This is a genomic window from Phaeovulum sp., assembly GCF_030684035.1.
GTDB lineage: Bacteria > Pseudomonadota > Alphaproteobacteria > Rhodobacterales > Rhodobacteraceae > UBA6213.
Map to the genome: position 1 here is coordinate 1 of NZ_JAUXPI010000019.1, position 20,449 is coordinate 20,449.

Annotated in this window: 22 protein-coding genes; 6 read left to right on the forward strand and 16 right to left on the reverse strand. The window is 64.5% G+C overall.

The window, feature by feature from the left end:
- Positions 1-359 precede the first annotated feature (359 nt).
- The 16 genes from Q8J98_RS04825 to dsrA all read right to left on the reverse strand — a co-directional run bounded on the left by Q8J98_RS04825 (position 360) and on the right by dsrA (position 15,497).
- Positions 360-884 carry a site-specific DNA-methyltransferase gene (locus Q8J98_RS04825; RefSeq protein ID WP_305293383.1) on the reverse strand — a complete coding sequence of 175 codons (525 nt, stop codon included), beginning with the start codon at positions 882-884 and terminating at the stop codon, positions 360-362.
- A gap of 151 nt (positions 885-1,035) precedes the next feature.
- Positions 1,036-2,511, reverse strand: a complete 1,476-nt coding sequence (locus Q8J98_RS04830; RefSeq protein WP_305293384.1) for a P-loop NTPase — start codon at positions 2,509-2,511, stop codon at positions 1,036-1,038.
- A gap of 23 nt (positions 2,512-2,534) precedes the next feature.
- The gene (locus Q8J98_RS04835; RefSeq protein WP_305293385.1) at positions 2,535-3,173 is read right to left on the reverse strand and encodes a DUF4202 domain-containing protein; all 639 of its coding nucleotides are present in this window, start codon (positions 3,171-3,173) and stop codon (positions 2,535-2,537) included.
- A complete protein-coding gene (locus tag Q8J98_RS04840; RefSeq protein ID WP_305293386.1) occupies positions 3,170-4,621 on the reverse strand; it encodes a cobyrinate a,c-diamide synthase in 1,452 nt (483 codons plus the stop codon). The genes Q8J98_RS04835 and Q8J98_RS04840 overlap by 4 nt, the downstream gene beginning before the upstream one ends.
- Before the next feature lies 1 nt (position 4,622).
- Positions 4,623-5,822: an NrfD/PsrC family molybdoenzyme membrane anchor subunit gene (gene nrfD, locus Q8J98_RS04845; protein WP_305293387.1), complete on the reverse strand. Its 1,200-nt coding sequence runs from the start codon at positions 5,820-5,822 to the stop codon at positions 4,623-4,625.
- Positions 5,823-5,840: 18 nt separating this feature from the next.
- Positions 5,841-6,632: a sulfate reduction electron transfer complex DsrMKJOP subunit DsrO gene (gene dsrO, locus Q8J98_RS04850; RefSeq protein ID WP_305293388.1), complete on the reverse strand. Its 792-nt coding sequence runs from the start codon at positions 6,630-6,632 to the stop codon at positions 5,841-5,843.
- A complete protein-coding gene (locus Q8J98_RS04855) occupies positions 6,629-7,099 on the reverse strand; it encodes a hypothetical protein (RefSeq protein ID WP_305293389.1) in 471 nt (156 codons plus the stop codon). Before Q8J98_RS04855 ends, dsrO begins: the two co-directional genes overlap by 4 nt.
- A gap of 2 nt (positions 7,100-7,101) precedes the next feature.
- A complete protein-coding gene (locus tag Q8J98_RS04860) occupies positions 7,102-9,075 on the reverse strand; it encodes an NAD(P)-binding protein (protein ID WP_305293390.1) in 1,974 nt (657 codons plus the stop codon).
- A 13-nt stretch (positions 9,076-9,088) separates the two neighbouring features.
- A complete protein-coding gene (dsrK, locus tag Q8J98_RS04865; protein ID WP_305293391.1) occupies positions 9,089-10,645 on the reverse strand; it encodes a sulfate reduction electron transfer complex DsrMKJOP subunit DsrK in 1,557 nt (518 codons plus the stop codon).
- Between the two features lie 25 nt (positions 10,646-10,670).
- Entirely contained in the window at positions 10,671-11,408 is a 738-nt protein-coding gene (locus Q8J98_RS04870) for a respiratory nitrate reductase subunit gamma (RefSeq protein ID WP_305293392.1), read from the reverse strand.
- Positions 11,409-11,487: 79 nt separating this feature from the next.
- Entirely contained in the window at positions 11,488-11,820 is a 333-nt protein-coding gene (locus tag Q8J98_RS04875; protein WP_305183745.1) for a TusE/DsrC/DsvC family sulfur relay protein, read from the reverse strand.
- Positions 11,821-11,862: 42 nt separating this feature from the next.
- Positions 11,863-12,165: a sulfurtransferase complex subunit TusB gene (tusB, locus tag Q8J98_RS04880; RefSeq protein WP_305183746.1), complete on the reverse strand. Its 303-nt coding sequence runs from the start codon at positions 12,163-12,165 to the stop codon at positions 11,863-11,865.
- Between the two features lie 37 nt (positions 12,166-12,202).
- On the reverse strand, positions 12,203-12,610 hold the full coding sequence (gene tusC, locus Q8J98_RS04885) for a sulfurtransferase complex subunit TusC (RefSeq protein WP_305293393.1): 408 nt from the start codon (positions 12,608-12,610) through the stop codon (positions 12,203-12,205).
- A gap of 9 nt (positions 12,611-12,619) precedes the next feature.
- Entirely contained in the window at positions 12,620-13,018 is a 399-nt protein-coding gene (gene tusD / locus Q8J98_RS04890) for a sulfurtransferase complex subunit TusD (protein ID WP_305293394.1), read from the reverse strand.
- Positions 13,019-13,033: 15 nt separating this feature from the next.
- A complete protein-coding gene (gene dsrB / locus Q8J98_RS04895) occupies positions 13,034-14,134 on the reverse strand; it encodes a dissimilatory-type sulfite reductase subunit beta (protein WP_305293395.1) in 1,101 nt (366 codons plus the stop codon).
- A gap of 73 nt (positions 14,135-14,207) precedes the next feature.
- Entirely contained in the window at positions 14,208-15,497 is a 1,290-nt protein-coding gene (gene dsrA, locus Q8J98_RS04900; RefSeq protein ID WP_305293396.1) for a dissimilatory-type sulfite reductase subunit alpha, read from the reverse strand.
- 665 nt (positions 15,498-16,162) lie between these two features.
- Here dsrA and Q8J98_RS04905 point away from each other — a divergent pair.
- Genes Q8J98_RS04905 through Q8J98_RS04930 form a run of 6 tightly spaced genes read left to right on the forward strand, consistent with a single transcriptional unit; the run spans position 16,163 to position 20,128 of the window.
- Complete coding sequence (locus Q8J98_RS04905; protein ID WP_305183751.1) at positions 16,163-16,402, forward strand: hypothetical protein; 240 nt, start codon at positions 16,163-16,165, stop codon at positions 16,400-16,402.
- The gene (locus Q8J98_RS04910; RefSeq protein WP_305293397.1) at positions 16,399-16,614 is read left to right on the forward strand and encodes a hypothetical protein; all 216 of its coding nucleotides are present in this window, start codon (positions 16,399-16,401) and stop codon (positions 16,612-16,614) included. Before Q8J98_RS04905 ends, Q8J98_RS04910 begins: the two co-directional genes overlap by 4 nt.
- Complete coding sequence (cysG, locus tag Q8J98_RS04915; RefSeq protein WP_305293398.1) at positions 16,614-18,044, forward strand: siroheme synthase CysG; 1,431 nt, start codon at positions 16,614-16,616, stop codon at positions 18,042-18,044. The genes Q8J98_RS04910 and cysG overlap by 1 nt, the downstream gene beginning before the upstream one ends.
- Positions 18,041-18,379 carry a TusE/DsrC/DsvC family sulfur relay protein gene (locus Q8J98_RS04920; protein WP_305183754.1) on the forward strand — a complete coding sequence of 113 codons (339 nt, stop codon included), beginning with the start codon at positions 18,041-18,043 and terminating at the stop codon, positions 18,377-18,379. The genes cysG and Q8J98_RS04920 overlap by 4 nt, the downstream gene beginning before the upstream one ends.
- 7 nt (positions 18,380-18,386) lie before the next feature.
- On the forward strand, positions 18,387-18,677 hold the full coding sequence (locus tag Q8J98_RS04925; RefSeq protein WP_305293399.1) for a hypothetical protein: 291 nt from the start codon (positions 18,387-18,389) through the stop codon (positions 18,675-18,677).
- Positions 18,674-20,128 (forward strand): 2Fe-2S iron-sulfur cluster-binding protein, encoded by a 1,455-nt coding sequence (locus Q8J98_RS04930; RefSeq protein WP_305293400.1) that lies wholly within the window; start codon positions 18,674-18,676, stop codon positions 20,126-20,128. Before Q8J98_RS04925 ends, Q8J98_RS04930 begins: the two co-directional genes overlap by 4 nt.
- Positions 20,129-20,449: the final 321 nt, after the last annotated feature.

Consider the following 20,449-nt stretch of genomic DNA (forward strand, 5'->3'; position numbering starts at 1 on the left):
GCGCGGCGCTACATGGGGCTGGAATCCCTCGCCCGCATCACGGATACTCCCAACCATAGGCTGCCCGCCGTGGCCGCCTGATCGAGACCGAGCCTCTCCGAGGGTTGGCGCTCATACACCACCAAATGGGGCACTACCGAGTTCAAAACCTGGCGCGCAGGGGGATCATTCATCTCGCGTGCGCGCGCCAATAGCCAAGACTGCGCTTCGCGAAGCGCCTCGCGTCGCGCACGAACAACGGGGTCGATCTGCATCGGGTAGGTCCTTTCTGGCGAACCACAATGCTCCGTTGCCGGGACAGGTCAACCGAAACACCGGAACGCCTTCAAGCAACGCTGGATTGCCTGACAGAAAAGGATTCAGCACACCCGAACGGCTGTCTTCCCAGTCAGCTTCTCCCAGCGCGTGACGATCACATCGCAATAGCCTGGGTCATATTCGATCAACCGGGCCTGGCACCCAGCCAGGTCGGCCGCGATGAGCGTGCTGCCTGAACCGCCGAACATGTCGAGGATGATGTCACCGCGCTTCGAGCAGTCGCGGATGGCATCGCCAACGAGCGCCACCGGCTTCACCGTCGGATGCATCGCGAGGTCTTCGTTCCGCGAGGCGCTGAAGGTGTTTACCCCAGCATAATCCGAGACGTTGGCCCGATAGCGCCCGGTGTCGCCGAGACCGAAGCTGTTGACGTGCTGCCCGGGGCGGACCTTCCAGACAAAGACCAACTCGTGCTTCGAGCGGTAGAAGCTGCCCATGCCGCCATTGGTCTTGTTCCAGACGCAAAGGTTCTTCAACTCATGAAAGACCGTGTCGCCTGCGGCAAGCATCTCGCGCATGTGACGCCAGTTCAGGGTCTTGTAGGTCGGTGTATTCGGTCCGCTCATCCACCCCAGCTATCACGCTGGATTCACGAGATGAATCCCCCAAGGGATTTGAGCAACAGAGCCCATTCACGTTCTCAGGTTCTTTGCGCCGAAGGAAAGAACCCCGGCCCGGACCGCTTCGCCCAGCAAGGGTGACGCCGGTCGCTGCGGCTCAGGCCGGGTCGCGGCTCAGCCCGCGCGCGGCCAGATCGGCCTCGTAGCTCGCCCAGAGGTGGTCGCGGTCGCGGCCCAGATCGGCGAGGTACGACCACGGGTAAAGCCCGGTTTCGTGGCCGTCGTCAAAGACGATCCGGGCCGCGTATTTGCCCACCGGCTTCAGTTCCATGATCTTCACGCCGCGCTTTCCGGCCACCAGCTTTGCCTCAGACGGCGAATGGCCCTGGACTTCGGCAGAGGGACTCATGACGCGCAGCATTTCGGCTGGCAAGTCATAGCTGAAGCCGTCCTTGAAGCTGACCCGCAAAGTGTCGCGCGCGGGCGAGAGCTTCATCACCGGTGCCTCCATGCCACGCGCTGCCAGCACTTCGCCCCACACGCGCGCCGCCAGATCGCGGTAGATCGCGGCCTCGGCGCTTTGCGGGCGGATCGCGGTGACCGGGGTGCCGGCATCCGACAGCTCGCGGATGTCCATGTGCAGCGGCACCCCGCCAAGAAAGACGAGGCCAAGCCGTTCGGCCTCGCGTTCGGCACCGCCATGCCCGAAGATGTCCCACCGGGTTCCGGTGTCGGGGGCGATGAAATAGCTCATGTTCTCGACCAGCCCCAGCACCGGCACATCGACCTTGCGGAACATGTTGAGCCCCTTGCGCGCGTCGATCAGCGCCAGGTCTTGCGGCGTCGATACGATCACCGCGCCCGACAGCGGCACCTGTTGCGCCAGCGTCAATTGCACGTCGCCGGTGCCGGGCGGCATGTCGATGACCAGCACATCAAGCGGGCCTTCGTGGTCCCAGGCGACATCGAACAGCATCTGCTGCAGCGCCTGCACGACCATCGGGCCGCGCCAAATTACCGGCAGGTCTTCGTCAACCAGAAACCCCATCGACATTACCGCGAGGCCATAGGCGGCAAGCGGAATGAGTTTTTTCTCGTCTGCCGTTGCATGCGGCATCTGGCCGGAAAGGCCGATCAGGCGCGGCAGCGAGGGGCCGTAGATATCGGCGTCAAAGATGCCCACGCGCAGCCCGAGCGCTTGCAGCCCAAGCGCGAGATTGACCGCTGTGGTAGATTTGCCCACCCCGCCCTTGCCGGAGGCGACGGCGATGATATGGCCGACGCCGGGCAGCCCCTCGACGCCATCCGATGCGCTCTGCCCGCCACCCGGCGCGGCACCGCGCAGGTTGGGTGGCGCGGTCGTTGGCGGTGCGCCATTGCTGCTGGTCGCATCGGCGGTAAGCACCACAGTTGCAGCCTCGACACCCGCAAGCTCCACCACGGCCGCTTCGGCGGCGCGGCGCAAGGTTTCCAGCCCCGCCGCAAGATCTGCGGGCACGGTGACGGCAAAAGCGACACGGCCGCCGCGCACCAGTATTTCCGACACCAGGCCGTTCTCCACGATGTTGCCGGTTCCGTCAGGGCCCGGAACCTTCCGCAGCGCGTCGTGGATCTGGTTGATGGTGATGGTCATTCTGCTCTCCGTCGGTTCCGGTTTCAGTCGATCGCCACTTTGGCAAGCCTGGCCAACGCCTCGGATTCCTTGACAACCGCGGCCATGATCAGCGCCCGCGTCCGCTCCGGCAGATCAAGCGCTAGCGCGGCACCGTGACCGACGGGGGACATCTTCTTGAGCGTCTTGCCGACAATGTCGATGAGCTTGTCCTCGGAATACTGTGAATATTTGCCGAGGAAGTCATCGAAGTAATGCTCGACAAAGACCACGTCCACGACGTTTTCCAACGCCTGGCTCTCGCGGTCTTTCTTGAGCTGCTCCTTGCGGATCAGCATGCCGACACGGGCGATTTCGTCCGCCAAATAGCCTGCGGGTGCCATGATTGCGGCAACCAAGGTTGCGTGGTGGTCGCGGCAGGCCCGGCGCCAGTCGTTGTAACCGGCGCGGCCCTCGGGGTAGCCCGCGCGCGGAATGTCGAAGCGGCGCAGGTGCTGCGCGCGCGCGGCAATCTGCAAAAGCTCGCTGGCACCCGGATACATTGCCGCCAGCCGCGCGGTCATGCGTTCCGAATAGACGTTCTCATAGGGGCGCGGCACGCCACCTGCCTCGGTGCGGCGCGGGTCATCGGCATTGGCCGCGTCGATGGCGGCGATTACGGTGTCAAGGCGGGCAAGTGTCACGGTGTCATCCTCTGGCTGCGCTCGCGGGTCGCGAGGCGCGGTTCCGGCGCGACCCGCGCAGCATTCTCGCGTGCGTTCGCGCGTGCGAAGGCCACGAAGCGCGCGGCCCAGTCGCAGGCAGCGGTGTTGCGCAGATGCGTGAACGAGGCAAGGACATTTCCGATGACGATGCCATCATGCACCCCGTCAATCCCGTGGCCGCGCCGCACACGCCACGCAAAACGCGTATTCGCGGGCAGCCCCACAAGGGCCGCGTGGTGAAACTCGTGCGCCGCGACAGGGCCGGGGAAGTCCGTCCATAGCCCGGCACCCGTCGGTTCCACCACAACAAGGCCGCGGCCCTGCGCGCGCGCGCCCACTTCGGTCTCGGCCGCGATCACGCCAGCCATTTCAGCGCGCTGGCCGCCAAAGCTGATCGCGCGCGTCAGATACATCAGCCCGCCGCATTCGGCATGGATCGGCACGCCCGTCGCCGCCGCCGCACGGATCGCGGCGCGCATCGGCGCGTTGGCCGATAGCGCCTTTAGATGGGTTTCGGGAAAGCCGCCGGGCAAAAGGATCGCATCTGCCTCGGGCAGCCGCGCATCCGACAGCGGGCTGAAAAACTCCAGCCGTGCCCCGGCACGCACCAGCGCTTCGAGATCGTCGGGATAGGTAAAGCCGAAAGCTGCGTCGCGTGCGACAGCAATGGTTACGCCTGCCGCCCGGGCTGCCGCCAAGGCGGGCGGCGCGGGCAGTGCCGGGGCGCTGCCGGCAAGTGCCAGGATCGCATCGAGTTCGAGCGTCTGCTCCGCGCGGCGGCCAAGCTCGGCGAGCACCGCCTCCGGCCCCGAAACATCGCCCGGCGTGGTCAGGCCAAGGTGGCGCTCAACAATCGACCCCGCGTCGGCACGCGGCACTGCGCCAAGCACGGGCAGGTCAGTATGGCGTTCAAGCGCGGCGCGCAGCTTTTCCTCCTGGCGCGGCCCCGCGACGCGGTTGAGGATGACGCCGCCGATCCGGATGTCGGGTTCAAACGCCGCAAAGCCAAGCGCGAGCGCCGCAACGGATCGGGTCATGCCGGTGCAATCGAGCACCAGCAGCACCGGTGCCGCGACAAGCCGAGCCAGCGCCGCAGAAGAATCGCCTCCGTCGGGGTCTACCCCGTCATGCAGGCCCATATTGCCCTCGATCAGTGCCAGATCAGCGCCCGCGCCCTTTGCCGCCAGCATTGCCGTGATCTCGCCACGGCTCTGGGTGTTGAAATCGAGGTTGTAGCAGGCCTTCCCGGTGGCGCGCGCCATCCACATCGGGTCGATGTAGTCTGGCCCTTTCTTGAAGCCGCGCACGTCGAGCCGCCGCGCCCGCAACGCCGCGGCAATGCCAAGCGCCAGCGTGGTCTTGCCCGACGATTTGCGCGTGGCCGAGATCAGCACCCGTGGCAGGTAAATTGATGCGTTCGTGCTCACCTCAGTTCGCCGCGCCGTCTGCCGGCAAGAACGGCAGCAGTTTCAGCGCGATGCCGGTCGCCAGCATGGCGATTGAAATGCCCGAGATGGCAAGCAGGAATTCCGGCAAAGACGGGAAATAGCTCAGGACTTCGCCATCCGAGAAGCTGCTTGAAACCTCCATGCCGGGGAACAGGTTCAGCGGATAAGCCTGCCCGCCGATGATCGTGACATAGATGAACGCCACCCCCCCCGCGAGTGCCAGCACCGAGGCGACGGTCATTCCGAGGCGTCGCGACAGCACCGATGCAGGCAGCAGCAGCACGAGCACCGGCAGCACGAGGCCGGTCAGCACATGCCCGATCCAGAACAGCGCCGTGTAGATGCCGCCATCGCGCAAAATGAACGCCTCGATCCCCTGGCGGTTGGGCATGTAGAGATTGGCAAGGTGCATCACCGCCGTGAAATACCCGAGCACCAGCGCGAAGATGATCAGCAAGCCGCGAAAATTCGACGCCATTTCATCTGACAGCAGTTGCCGCTGCGTCTCGCTGCTCATCGTGGCGAGTACGAGCACGGTGAAGGCGAGGCCGTAAAGGAACGATGCGGCGATAAAGAGGGGTGCCATGATCGCGGCGTCATACCCCTCGCGCGCCATCAGAAAGCCGAAGATCGAGCCGGTGCCGGTGGTCAGCGCCAGCCGCCAGACAAAGGCCAGCCAGCCAGCAGCGCGTATGTAGCCGTGCCGACGCTGCATGACCCGGTCCATCATCGTGAACAGATAGACGACGACGACCACAAGGAAGCCGATGTAAAGGTAGATGTTCCATGCAAAGATCGAGCGGAAGTTGTAGGTTGTCATCGCCACGATCAGCCGGTCGGGGCGGCCGAGATCGAGCACCAGCACCGCCAGACCCCCGATCAGAAACGCAATCGCCAGCACGCCTGAAAGCCGCGCAAAGGGCTTGTAGGCGAGCCGGTTGAACACCGACGAGATCGAGGCGACGTTGAGCGCCCCCGAGGCGGTGACGATCAGGAACACGGCGAATACATGCGGCAGGCCCCAGACAATGCCGTTCGACATGCCGGTGACCACATGGCCGTTGTGTTCCATGTACCAGGCAGCGCCCAGCCCGGCGGCGATAACCAGCGCGTGCAACACCAAAAGCCCCCAGAACCGGAGCGAGTGTTCATCGAGCTTGCGGTAGGTGACCTTGGCCATGGTGGTGTGCCTTTCGCCTCAGATCTCGTAGTGGATGCCCGGATCGGTGCCGAGATCGGCCCGGATCCGGGTGGTGCGGTGTTCGGCCACGCGGCGCGAAATTTCCGACGCGGGGTCACCCAGATCGCCGAAGATCATCGCGTTGTGCCCCGCCGCCGCGCAGGCCTCGACGCAGGCAGGCTGGCCGCCGCGATCCACCCGGTGAACGCAAAGCGTGCAGGCCTCGACCGTGCCCTTGCCGCGCGGCGCGTAGGGCTTTTGGTCCTGCACCTCTTCATGCACGAAGGAGCGCGCCTTGTAGGGGCAGGCCATCATGCAATATCGGCAGCCGATGCAGATATGGCGGTCCACCAGCACGATGCCGTCGGCGCGCTTGAACGACGCGCCCGTCGGGCAGACATCGACACAAGGCGGTTCGGCGCAGTGCTGGCACATGACCGGCAGCGAGAACGAGGTGCCGGTATCGGGGTCTTTCACCGCAACTTTGCGGATCCACTGCGGATCGGTTTCGGGCCGCGGCACCTGTCCCGCCGCCGGGACCCAGCCGAACTCGGTGGAACAGGCGGTGACGCAGTCGGTGCAGCCTTCGGGGCAAAGCCGGGTGTCGATCAGCATGCCCCAACGGCGTGCCGGGGCGTTGGCTGCACCGGCGCTTTCGGGGTAGGCCATCAGCGTGACGCCGGGGGCGAGCGCGGTGGTGGCGAAGGCCGCACCGCCCGCCATAAACCCGCGCCGGGCCGCATCGACCGGCGCAGCGCCGCTGCCAGCGAACCCATTGCCCTTGCCGGCGCCTACTACGCGTCTGCTCATGGCCGGGCCTCCCGCAGATAGGTCTCCAGCGCCGCCACCGAAATCGTGCCGGAAATGGGCAGCAAGCCGCCCGTTCCAAGCTGCGCCGTTCCACCCTGCAACAGCCCCTCGCCCGGACGCGACGCATGGCACTGGAAGCAGTCGGGCTTGACCGCGGCGTAGTCGTGGCAGGTGCGGCAGAAATGCTGCGGGTCGTCGGCAGTTACCGGCACGCCTGCGGTATCTTTCACCGCGTGGCAGCTGATGCAGCCTTCGAGGCTGAATCGGGTGTCGCGCGCGCCCTTGTGCACGGTCTCATCCCGCTGATGGCGCAGCGCCGTCATATGATAGCGCCGCATCCAGTCGGTCGGTGCCACGCACTTGTCACCAACCCCCGGCGCGGGTGCCTGCTGCGCCGTCGCCATCAGCCCGGCCAGCGCCAGCGCCGCCGCCGCGAGAGACCGATGCAGAAGCGCGCGCGCCGCCATGGTCACTCTCCAAGCCCCATCTGGATGTAGCCCGTCGGGCAGACATCGGCGCAGATGTGGCAGCCGATGCATTTGGCGTAGTCGGTAAAGACATAGTGGCCGACCGCGCGTTCCTTTTTGGGATACCGCTGCACGGCCGTCTGCGGGCAGAACACCACGCAGTTGTCGCATTCAAAGCAGAGCCCGCAACTCATGCAGCGCTTGCCCTCGGCAATCGCCTGTGCCTCGGTGAAGCCCTCAATGCGCTCGCCGAAATGGCCAAGCACCGCATCGGCACCGATCTGGATTTCGGCCCGGCGTTCGCGTGGTTCATACTTGAAATGGCCCTTGAACAGCGCCTTGTGCGGGACAATGTGCGTCGCGCCGCGATCGTCGTAATTGTGGATCGCGAAATTCGCCTCGTCAGTGCCGCGCGTCGGGGCACCGTCATGGGGCACCGGTTCCAGCGCGCGCTGCTGCAGTTCTTCCAGCAGGTTGAACTGGTGCACGTCAACCTTCGGGCGCTTGTCCAACGGCTTGCCGGAAAGGTAGTGGTCGATGCTTTCGGCGGCGATACGTCCGTGGCCGATTGCGGTGGTCAACAGATGCGGGCGCAGGATGTCGCCACCGGCAAAGTGCTTTGCCTTGCCCTTGATGCGATAAAGCGCGTCGGTGGCGATCAGGCCGCGACCGGCATCCATCCCCTCGAGCCCGGAAAAATCGCCCGTCTGGCCGATTGCCGCAACGATCAGGTCAGCCTCGATCTCGTGCTCGGAACCTTCGATGACCACCATCTTGCCGCTCGACCAGTCGGCGCGGGCGACCTTGAGGGCGCGGGCGCGGTCGGGGGTTGCCATCACCACCTCGATCGGCACCAGCGAGCCGAGAATTTCCACACCTTCCTCGCGGACGTGCTTCACTTCCATCTCGGTGGCAGGCATTTTTTCGATCGGGCGGCGGTAGATCACCTTCACATCGGCACCGTCGCGCTTGGCCACGGTCGCCACGTCATGCGCGGTATGACCCAGCACCACATATTCCGGGCGGTCGTGCTCGGAACTATGGGTGATGTGGCCGAGACGGCGGGCCACGGCCGCCACGTCCATCGCGGTATCGCCGCCGCCGATAACCAGCACCTTTTGCGCACCGTGTTTCAGGCGGCCGTCATTGAACGCTTCCAGAAAGGCCACGCCGCTGATGCAGTTGATGGCCTCGCGCGCGCCGGGGATCGCGATCGGCGTACCGCTCTGCGCGCCGATGCCAACGAACACGGCGTCATGATCTTTGTCGATCTGCTCAAGGCTGATATCGACACCGATCTTGGTGTTGGTTCTTACCGTCACGCCCATGTCGAGGATGCGCCGGATTTCACGGTCGAGCACATCGCGCGGGGTGCGATAGCCGGGGATGCCGTAGCGCATCATCCCGCCCAGCATCGCATGCGCCTCGAAGATGGTCACCGCATGGCCCTTGCGGCGCAGGAAATAGGCCACAGAAAGCCCCGCCGGGCCGCCGCCGATCACCGCGACGCTGCGGCCGGTATCGGCACCGGGCTGCGGCAGCCCGAGAAGCTTTTCGCCCGCCCAGTCACCCACATATTGCTCAACCGCGTTGATGCCGACGAAATCGTCCACCTCGTTGCGGTTGCAGCCGTCCTCGCAGGGAGCGGGGCAGACGCGGCCCATGGTGGCGGGAAAGGGGTTCGCCTCGACCATCCGGGCGAAGGCATATTCCTGCCACGCCGTGCCCTTGTCGGCGGGCTTGTCCATGCCGCGCGCGATGGCAAGCCAGCCGCGGATGTCATGCCCCGATGGGCACGACCCCTGGCAGGGTGCGGTGCGGTGCACATAGGTCGGGCATTTGTAGGTTGTATCCTGCTGGAAGATCTTTTCGCTCAGATCGGGCCAATCGGTCCAGATGTTCTCGCCGTCCTTGAAGCGGCGATGGGTGACGGCCGCCGGATCGGTGCCTTGGCTGTTGTCTTGCATGTTGCTCATCCCTCGCTCCCTTTCAGCTTGCGGCCACAGCGGTCTCGATCGCGGCCGCGCCCTCGCCGTTCAATTCCCGCTGCTGGATCGAACCGTCCAGAACGATCGCGTTCGACACCATCTGGTGCACGCTGAGTATGCCGTTTGCCCGGTATCCGTAGGCCGGCAGAACCTTGGTGAACTGCGCCTTGCAGATTGCGCAGATCGCCGCGAGGTGGGTCACGCCATGCTCGCGCGTGACCTCCTGCATCGCCCGCATGCGGGGCGAAGCGCCCTTCATGCGCAGGTCCATCAGATCGTCGGTCAAGAGCCCGCCGCCGCCGCCACAGCACAGCGTCGCTTCCTTGATCGTGTCGGGTGCCATGTCGAAATAATGGTTGCAGGTGGCGCGCAGGATGGCGCGCGGTATCTCGAACTGCCCGCCCGGCGTTGGGTCCATGCGGCTGGCCCGCGCCACGTTGCAGCTGTCGTGGAAGGTCAGCCGATAGGCATCATTCTTCGATTTGTCGAAGCGCAGCTTGCCCTCTTGCATCAGATCATGGGTGAATTCGCAGATGTGCTGCGGCACCGGGTGGTTCTGGTCGAGAAAGTCGAACGGCCCGGCAAGCGTATTGAGGAACGAATAAGCGACGCGCCAGGCGTGGCCGCATTCGCCAAACACCAGCCGCCTGACCTTCAGGTCTTCGGCTGCCTTGCGGATCCGCAGCGCCACCTCGCGCATGTTGTCGTAAGAACCGATGAACATAGCGAAGTTGGCCGCTTCGGAGGCGTAGGACGACAGCGTCCACTTTACCCCGGCCTGATGAAAGACCTTGGCATAGCCCATCAGCCCCTGAATATGCGGCTCGGCGAACAGGTCTGCCGAGGGCGTGACCAGCATGATATCGGCGCCTTCCTCGTCAAGCGGCAGGCGGATGTCGAGGCCGGTTTCGGTCTTCAGATCCTCTTCGACGTCGTCAAGCGTGGAACGCATCGCTTTTGGCGGCAGGCCAAGGTTGTTGCCGATCTTGAAAACCTTGCCGATGATTTCGTTGCTGTATTTCTGGCCCTGACCGATCGAATCCATGATCTCGCGCGCCGCCATCGAGATTTCTGCGGTATCGATGCCGAAGGGGCAATAAACCGAGCAGCGCCGACATTGGCTGCATTGGTGGAAGTAGGTGTACCAGTCGTCGAGCACTTCCTTGCTGAAGTCCTCGGCCCCCACCAGCCAGGGCAGATGCTTGCCGGTGAAGGTGAAATAGCGCCGGTAAACCTTGCGCATCAGGTTCTGGCGCGCCACCGGCATGTTCTTGGGGTCGCCCGTGCCAAGGAAATAGTGGCATTTGTCGGTGCAGGCACCACACTTCACGCAGGCATCCATATAGACCTTGAGCGAGCGGTATTTGGTCAGCAGGTCGCCCATCTTCTCGATGGCCTTCTCCTGCCAGTTTTCGACCAGCTCGCCGGGAAAGCCCAAAGCCGTCTGATGCTCTGGCTTGGCCGGGAACGAGCGCAGCGCCGCCATCGCGCCTTCGCAGAGCGCCGGGATTTCCAGCGGATCGGCTTCGTCGGGGATGGAACCCATCAAGTTCGCCATCAGCGCATCTCCCTCACTCGCCGCATCATTTCGCCGCCTGTCGACGCGGCAGCTTTTCGGCCCATTTGGCGACATGGCGTTTTTCGCGCGGGTTATCGACCTGGTTGCGGGTCGGGCTGAACAAGAGCGCAGGGCCGTGCAGCAGTTTCGAATAGGGGAACACGATCATCAGCGCCGCGACGAGGCCGAGGTGGATCAACAGCACCGGGTCGCCCGGCAGAGGGTTGAGTTTGAACTGCATCAGCCCGATGAAGAACTGCTTGACCATGACAATGTCGGTGCGGGCAACGAATTTCATCATGAGGCCCGAGACCCCGATCGCCACCAGAAGCGCCAGCATCAGATGATCGGCGGGTTCGGTGATGTAGCGGATGCGCGCCACCAGCACACGCCGCGCCCAGAGCGCCAGCAGCGCCGCGACCATCGCAAAACCCGCATAAACGCCGAACGGCTGCGCAATGGCGACCACGGCCCAGACCGGATCGATGAAATAGCGCATGTGGCGCAGCAGCACCACCGCCAACGCCAGGTGAAAGGCGTAGCCGAACAGCCAGATCCACTTGTTTGCCTTGAACAGGCTTTCGAAGAACGCGAATTCGCGAAATAGCCGCCAGACGACGCCGGGGCGTGTTATCGGCGCCGGGGTCGTCGGGATCTTGAGCGGCGCGGGTGTGGTCGCATAGCTCCACAGCTTCACGCCAAGGCCAAGCACCAGAACCAAGGTGGCGACGACGAACAGCGCAGCGTAGATCACGGTGATCACTTCACATCCCTCCCTGCGGCGGCGACGGGGTGCGGCGGCCCGGATTGGCTCCGGGTCTGGATGCCCCCTTGTCGGGCGATCAGATGCAGCCTGTTGGTTTCGGCAGACCGGCGATCTTGCAGGCCTGCTTGGCGGGGCCGTAGGGGAAAAGCTCGTAGAGGTACTCGCTGTTGCCCTTCTCCGGCCCCATCGACTTTGACAGCGCCTTGGTCAGCACCCGGATTGCCGGGGCGACCTGATATTCCTCGTAATAATCACGCAGGAAGTTCACCACCTCCCACCGCTCGTCAGTCATTTCCAGATTTTCGGCTTGCGCGATCAGCAACGCGAGTTCCGGCGTCCACTGCCCGAGGTCGGTCAGATAGCCTTCTTCGTCATGCTCGGCTTCGGCACCGTTGAACATGTATCCCATGGTCTCTCTCCCTTTTCAGTTCCGCTGTCTCATGGCGGGCGGTTACAGCCACGCCTGATTGGTCTGGTGTTCTGCGACGAGGTCGACAAAGCCCCCGTAGTCGACCGACGTCACCCCATCGATCAGCTTTTCCGGCGCGATGCCGCGCGCCGCAATGTCGGGGCCGAGGGCGTGAAACGTGACCTTGCCCTTGGCTTCGGTGACCGCGGCGGCGACCGCCGAGCCCCGGATCGCGGCGTAAACCCCATCTTCGATCAGCAGGATCGCGTCGCCTGCAAGCGCATGGTCGAGGCAGCTTTGCAGCGTGCTGGTTTGAAACGGCGATTTGTTGACGATGTGCAGCATGGGCGAAGCAACCTTTCCGGGTCTTGTTCAGTCGGTCTCAGAAACTCAGGACGACGTCCTGTTCAGCCATCACCTTGGCCATTTCCGCCTTGTTGACGGGAATGATCGAAGGTTTCTCGGTGTAACCATCGTTCTCGTCCTCAAAGGTGATCGCCTGCAGGTCATCGAGCGTGAGCCCCCGTGTGGCGAGCGAGTCGGTCTCGACATAAAGCTTGGTCACCCCGTAATCGCCGAGCGCGCGGTAGATCGCGGAAAAGCCCTTCATCCCGATCCCGGAGGTGTCTTGCCCCTTGGCGAGTTGAAACACCCCATCATCGAGAAAGGCGAGAGAGACATCCTGCTCGAAGGCCGCGCCGATCAGCACCACTTCGAGCGATTCAAGCGCGTAGATCGTCCCGTAGGGCGCCTTGCGGTTGATGTAGAGAAATCTTCTGACGTCCGCCATCCTGCCCCCTCAATCGCCAAAAACCACAAGGCGATCCGACTGAATTCCCATCTCGATCAGTTGCCCGAGCCCCGAAATGCGGAACCCGGGCGCGATATTGGCCGCACCCTCGCCCTTGCCGTGGCGCTTGGCCTCGCCCTCGTCGAGCACGCCCCGGCGCTGCGCGGCAGCGATGCAGACGACAAGGTCAAGCGCGTGCGCCGCCGCCAGCTCGCTCCAGCGCTTTTGCAGGTTGCGGTCGTCGACTGGCGGCACTGTCAGGCGGGTGCCGTTGTTGACGCCGTCATGGTAGAAAAAGACCCGATAGATCTCGTGCCCCTTGTCCAGAACGGCGCGGGCGAATTGCAGCGCCGAATCCGAGGACTGGTGCGTATACGGCCCTTCGTTGACAAGAATGCTGAACTTCATGGATTTTCCCGGACCTCAGAACCGCACATGCGCCGACATGTTCATGGTGTTGCGCGACCCCACCCAGGTATCGAGGTGGTGCTTGGTGAAAGCGAGGCCGGTGCGCTCGAAGAACGCCGGCCAGCCGATCCTGTCGATCCACTCGCCCATACGCTCCCAATGCTTGGCGTCGTCCTTGTAGGCGTAAAGGATCTTGCGCACGACCTCCTCGACCTCCGGCCAGCGCGGCGGGTTATTGGGCAGGTTGGCGACGACCAGCTTGTGGAAGGTCGGGCGCGAGCGGGCATTGGAATGCTTGCCGCCGACCCAGATCGCGAGCTTGGTCGATTCCGCCGAGTTGATCTGCATCGGCGGGCACGGCGGGTAGCAGGCACCACAGCAGACGCATTTCTTCTCGTCGATTTCCAACGAGGGCTTGCCGTTCACGATTGCCGGACGGATCGCAGCGACCGGGCAGCGGGCAACGACGGTGGGTCGTTCGCAGACCATGCCGACCCGGCTGTGGTCGATTTTCGGCGGCTTGGTGTATTGCACATTGATCGCGATGTCACCCTGACCGCCGCAGTTGATCTGGCAGCACGAGGTGGTGATCTTGACGCGGTTCGGCATCTCTTCGGCGATGAATTCCTTGTGCAGCATGTCCATCATGCTTTTCACCACACCCGAAGCATCGGTGCCGGGGATGTCGCAATGCAGCCAGCCCTGGGTGTGCGAGATCATTGAAACCGAATTGCCGGTGCCGCCGACCGGGAAGCCCGCTTCGTTGAGTGCGGCGATCAGTGCGGGCACCTTTTCGAACGACGCGACCATGAATTCGATGTTCGAGCGCGTGGTGAAGCGCACATGGCCCTCGCCCACCTGGTCGGCGATGTCGCAGAGTTTGCGGATCGTATAGACGTCCATCTGCCGCTGCGTACCGGCGCGGACAGTAAAGATTTCGTCGCCGCTTTTGGCTACATGGCGCAGCACGCCGGGCCGGGGGCGTTCGTGCCACGACCACTGCCCGTAGTTCTTGAGCATCACCGGGTGCATGTATTGCATCGGGTCAGGCACGCCGGATTCGACGGGCTTGCGGGGCTTGGCAGGGGCGGCTTTCACTTCGGTCGCGTCGGTCATGATGATCTCGCTGGCTGAAAATGGGGGGCGGGCTTGCCGCCGCGCGGTGCTGGCGCGGCGGCGCGGGCCAAAGTCATTCGGCGGCTTGTGCCTTGCCGTCGGGGCGCAGACCCTTGCGGACGAAATATTTCTCCGCCTCTTCGGTGAAATCGTCGGTGCGCACATAGGACGAGGTTCGCGGGTGCCTCACCATGTTCGGATCGGGGTCGATCCCCAGCGCTTCGATGAACGCTGGCAGTCCGATCCGGTCGAGGGTTTCACCGATGCGTTCGTGTTCGAGGGCGTTGTCGGCGAAAAAGTCGATAACCTCGCGGCCGAAATCCTTCAGCGCCTGATAGTCTTCTTCGGTCTCGAGCTTGACGAAGGGCTTGATCATCGTGCCCATCAGATCGCCCACCTTGAGCGACCGCTTGCCGCCGATCAGGATCGAGGCGCCACGGTCCTCGCCCGGTGCCAGTGCCTTGTGCATGACGTTGATGCAGTGCATGCAGCGCACGCAGGACTTGTTGTCCACATCCAGCGTGTCGTCGTCGTTCAGCGACAGCGCGCGGGTGGGGCACATGGAAATGACGTGGTCGATCGTGTATTTGCGACCCTTTTCCGCGACGTAGGCCTTCACTTCGGTCTGGTCCACCTTCATCTCGTCGCGCCAGGTACCGATCACTGCAAAGTCCGAGCGGTGGATGGCGTTGACGCAGTCGTTCGGGCAGCCGGAGAACTTGAACTTGAATTTGTAGGGCAGCGCGGGGCGGTGCATTTCGCCCAGATTGTCGTTGATCACTGTGCGCAGCGCCCTCGCCTCGTCGTAGCACGACATCTCGCAGCGCGCCGCTCCGACGCAACTCATCGAGGTGCGCAAGGCCGGGCCGGCACCGCCAAGGTCAAAGCCCATCTCGTTCAGCTCGTCGAACGCCTTCTGGCAGCCGTCGGTGGTGGTGCCCTGCAACATGATGTCGCCCGACTGGCCGTGAAAGGCGATCAGGCCCGATCCATGGCGTTCCCAGACCTCGCAGATCTGGCGCAACACCTCGGTCGTGTAGTGGAAACCTGCCGGGGGCATCACGCGGAGCGTGTGGAACTCCTTGGATTCAGGGAATTTTTCTGCAACTTCGGAAAAGCGCGGTATGATGCCGCCGCCATAACCGAAAACCGAAACCGTGCCACCCTTCCAGAAACCCAGCCGTTCCGTGTAGGAATGTTCAAGCTGGCCCATGAGGTCGTTGACCATGCCGGCATAGGGCTTGTCTTCGCTGTCGCGCAGGCGCTTGAGGCCGGTTACGAAGCTCGGCCAAGGGCCGCTTTCCAATTCGTCCAACCGGGGCGTGGCATGCTTGTCCGGCGATTTCCCGAGATCCTCGGTCATTCCCTGTTCCTTCCCTGCACCGCTTGGACGTGAATCCCCCGCGAGCAGCAAGTTGCTGCATGTGGCGCGCGATCACCTATCCCCGCTGGCGGCTTGCTCCTCTAGGCCGTCTGCACGTTGCCCCTGTCGTCTCCCGGGTTCTCCTCCAATCCCCCGGGAAGGGACCACGTCAGGTAATCTTAACGACGTACGCAAACATTGCAATACGTTCATTGCTCCGTGTATTCTGCGGCTCGCTGCTCTGGTGGCGGGATTTCGCGCATGGGAGGCGTAGGGCCCGCCGACGGCCAGCTAACAGGGCAACCGACCAGGGAGGGGCAGTTGCAGATGTTCATAAAGACCGGCCATCCGGGTTTGGGTTTTGAACTGGGATTCCAATCCTGTGGCGGCACCACCTGTGCGCGCTGGCGCAACGCAGAGCGTGCCGCGCCCCCGCGCAACGTGGCAAACCCGTCGCGCTGGCGAATCAGTCGCCGCCCCCGAGCGGGTCACCGCCGCGCCGCCCGTTCTCTTGCTCGCGCCGACGGAATGGCCTTCGAGCAGGATCGAGCGGCACTCCGGCATCGGTTTTCCGGTTACCGCACCGCCGCTGCGGCGGCGGCCACGGGCGCAGACTATCATGCTGTATCGCGAATCGGTCGCGTCGATATCAGGGGAGTGCGACAATGAAGCAGCGCGTGGTGCCGGTGAACGGGCAGGTCCAACTTTCGGATCTGATCATCCGCCACCCCGAAGTGCAGTCGTTCGGCGAACTTCTGGTGGTGGTTGCAATGGCCGCATCGGACGGCGCGCGATTTCTGGACTATGACATCAAGCCCGACTACCGCGACACGCCCAAACGCTGGGAGGCAGCGGTCGAGCGCGCATTCCTGCAAGGACCACGCTATCTGGGAGACCCGGTGTGAGCGAGCCCAACGTCACCGATCTGGTGCGGATCAAGGCACCCTACACGCGCGATGTGCTGCTTCAGGAGGTGGCGCATGACAGCGGAATGGTTCTGCTGCGGGTGCGCATCCGCGAAGGCCGACGCTTTACCATACTCGACCTCGACGCCGAGACCGCGCGCCTCTGGGGCGGTGCCATGGCCGATTGGGCGGCTGGGCAGGAGCGCACCTGATGGACCAATTGCCGATCAACCTGACCGTTCGGGGCCGCAAGGTGGTGGTCGTCGGCGCTGGCATCGTTGCCGCGCGCAAGGCGGAGCTGGCACTCCGCGCCGGGGCGGAGGTTTTTGTTGTCGCGCCGGAACTGGACGATGAATTCCTGCCCCTCGTCGAGCATGCTCGATTTCGGCATCGTTCCAGGCAGGCGGAGCCGCAGGACTTTGCCGGTGCGCTGCTTGCCTACGTCGCAACCGGGGAGGCGACCGAAGATCTGCGGGTGCGCGATCTTGCCCGTGCCGCGGGCGCACTGGTGAACCTGCCAGACCAGCCCGAGTTGTGCGATTTCGCCTCACCCGCGATCCTCGAGCGCGCGCCCTTGATGCTTACGGTGTCGTCGGCGGGCACCTCGCCGATGCTCACGCGGCTCATCCGCGAACAACTGGAAGGCTCGATCCCAGCCACTTTCGGCGATCTTGCCCGCTTTCTCGGCGCGATTCGCGATGAGGTCGCCGCCGAAATTCCGGCCCCGGATGCACGGCGGCATTTCTTCGAAAGGCTGCTGGAAAGCCCGGTCGCCGATCTGGTGCTCGCGGGCGATGAACCCGGTGCCAGAAGACTGCTGGCGCAAGAACTCGCCGCCGCGGCTGACCCGTCGCGCCCGGTGATCGGCGAGGTCTATCTGGTCGGTGGCGGCCCCGGTGACCCAGACCTGCTGACCTTCCGCGCCATGCGGCTTTTGCAGCGCGCCGATGTGGTGGTTTATGACCGGCTGATCGGCAGCCCGATCCTGAACCTTGTGCGCCGCGACGCCGAACGCATCTATGTCGGCAAGCGCATGGGTGACCATGAACTGCCTCAGGAGGAGATCAGCCAATTGCTGGTTACGCTCGCCCGCCAAGGCAAGCGGGTGCTGCGGCTCAAGGGCGGTGATCCGTTCATTTTCGGGCGCGGCGGCGAGGAAATCGAGTTGCTGGCCGATGAGGGCATTCCCTTTCAGGTGGTGCCCGGCATCACCGCCGCCGCCGCATGCGCGGCCTATGCGGGCATCCCGCTGACGCACCGCGACCATGCGCAGTCCTGCATTTTCGTGACCGGGCATGCCAAGAACGGTCGCCCCGATCTTGACTGGGCAACGCTGCTGCAACCGCACCAGACGGTCGCGGTTTACATGGGTCTGGCGATGCTGCCCGCGCTGACCGAGGATTTCATTGCGCATGGTGCCGATCCCACGACCCCGGTCGCGATCGTGGACAACGGCACCCGCCCCAATCAGCGCGTTATCACCGGCACCATCGCCGACATCGCCGCCAGGGCGGCCGAGGCGGGGCTCAAAGGCCCCTCGATGATTCTCATCGGCTCGGTCGTGACCCTGCGCGACAAGCTTGCATGGTTTCGCCCCGATAGTGGGCACAGCGTCGATAGGCAATCAGGGAGGATCGCATGAGCATCGACTTCAACGGCACCGACATCGAGACCACCGCGACCGGCTATCTGGCCGAGCCCGAAGACTGGTCGGAAGACCTCGCGCGGCACATGGCAGCGATGGAGGACATCGAACTGACCGACGCGCATTGGGACATCATCAACTTCCTGCGCGAAGAATATTTCGACAATGGCGGCAACCAGCCCAACACCCGCGCCATCGTCAAGGCGATGAGCGAAGCCTGGGGCCGCAATGTTGATACCACCGCGCTCTACGAACTCTTCCCGCTCGATCCCTCGAAACAGGGCGGCCGCGTCGCGGGCCTGCCGGAAAGCCGCCGCAAGGGCGGATACTGAGCCGCCGATGCCCGGCGAGGGGATCCGGTGCGAAGCCTGCGGCTTGCTGCCACATGACGGCGAAGGCCGGGCCATCGCCACGGCCGAACTGCCCGCGGGCTGGTACCTGCGCCGGATCGGTCGGCGCAGCTTCGTGCTGTGCGACGTCTGCGGCGATATCCAGCACTTCAAGGGCGGCGTCTCGGCCTATCTGCAAGAGGCGCTCGGGATCGGCCCGCGGGCCTTCCCAGATTTCTCGGAAGCGGGCGCAGGGCTTCATCGCCTGCGCCGACACCCGGACCGAGAGGGCGGGGAATGAGCGGGGCGATCCCGCTCTGCCGTCTGGCCAAGATCGTCGGTCTGCCGCGCACCGATTTGCAGCGCATGGTGCAGTCGGGCGAACTTGCCGCCTCTGACGGCCAGGTCGAGTTTGCCGAGGTGCTGCGTGCCTTCCCCGAGGCGCGCTTTGCCGACGAGACCGAGATTGCGCGCGTCGAGGGGATCAAGGAAATCGCGCTGGGCAAGCGCGGGCGCGACCGCGAACGCCTGCCCGACCCCGCCATTCTGTCGCGGCGGCTCGATGCGCTTGGCCAAGATTTCGCGCGGCTTGAGGCGGCGCTGCGGCACCAGACACAGGTCCACGGCTGGCTTGGCGACCGGCTCGGCGCGCTGGCTGAGGAGGGACGGCTGCCGCCCGAAACCGCCCGCGAGATCCGCAGCTGGTTGGCGCGCGAACTGGCCGAGACGCCCGAAGACAGCGAACGCTGGCAGCGTCTGGTCGCGCGGGAACGCACGATGCGGCTGTTTTCGGCCCAGGTCAGAGTGCAGTCGAAAGACATCGCATTCGAAGCCCAAGGCAACGAGACCCTGCTGGAGGCGGGGCTGCGGGCGGGGCTGTCGTTCGCCTATGGCTGCTCCAACGGTGGCTGCGGCGAGTGCAAGGCTCGGCTGGTCTCGGGCGAGGTGGTCAAGCTGCGCCCGCATGACTATCGGCTCACCGAGGCCGAGGTCGCGCGCAGTGTAACGCTGATGTGCTGCTACGCACCCTTGGGCGATATGGTGATCGAGGCAGCACTTCCCGGCGCGGACGAGATACCCGAACAGATCATCGAGGCGCGCGTCCGCGCGGTCGAGGCACTGGGCGCGCGGGTTGTCGCGCTGCACCTTTTGACCCCGCGCAGCGACCGGCTGCAGTTTCTTGCCGGGCAGCGGCTGCGCCTGCGGATCGGCGAGGCGACGGGCGAGGTTTCGATCGCCTCTTGCCCATGCGAGGAGCGCCGGATCGAGCTGCATCTTGTGCGCGGCGGCGCGCTGGCCGTGCTGGCCGAGGGTCTGCGCGCGAACGAGTGCGTCGAGATCGCCGGGCCCTTCGGCGGTTTCGTGCTGGACGACGCTTCGGCCCGGCCGTTGCTTTTTGTGGCCGAAGGCGTGGGATACGCGCCGATCAAAGGGCTGCTGCAACACGCGCTGTCGCGCGACCGCGCGGCCTCGATCGCGCTGCATTGGTTCGGCGGAGCCGAGGGGTTGTATCAGGAGGCATTGCCGCGATCCTATGCGGCGGCGCTGGATGAGTTCCGCTACGTCCCGGTTTCGAACCCGGCGGCGGAGGCGCGTGCCGCGGCGCTCGCCACGCTGGCAGGGGTGCCGGAGCTTTCGCAAACCGAGGTCTATGCGGCGGGATCGCCCGGGTTTCTGGCGTCATTGCGTGCGTTGCTCGCGTCGGCCGGGCTTTCACAAGCGCAGTATCACGAAGAACCGACCGCCGGGTGACGTTGGCAAACAGGTGGTCGCGGGGGCGGCAAACCTGCACCCGGTTCCGCCGGGTGGGCTGTCAGCGTCGCAGGGCAAGCCACTTGCACAGATTGCAAAGGTCGCATATGAAACCTCAGTCGCCTCATGCCGCGCAGGGCTGCGTCTTGGCTCGGGCGCGGGGCCGTCGCAGGCGCTTGGACTGACAGGGGAAGAACCGGCACGAATATCCGCAAGGCCGCATTTGCACGAACGGCCAGTTAGAGGGATAGCACAGCCGCGCAGGGCAATCGGGGGGATTGCGCAGGCGGATCGGCTGGCTGTGGGCGCGGGGTGCCAGAC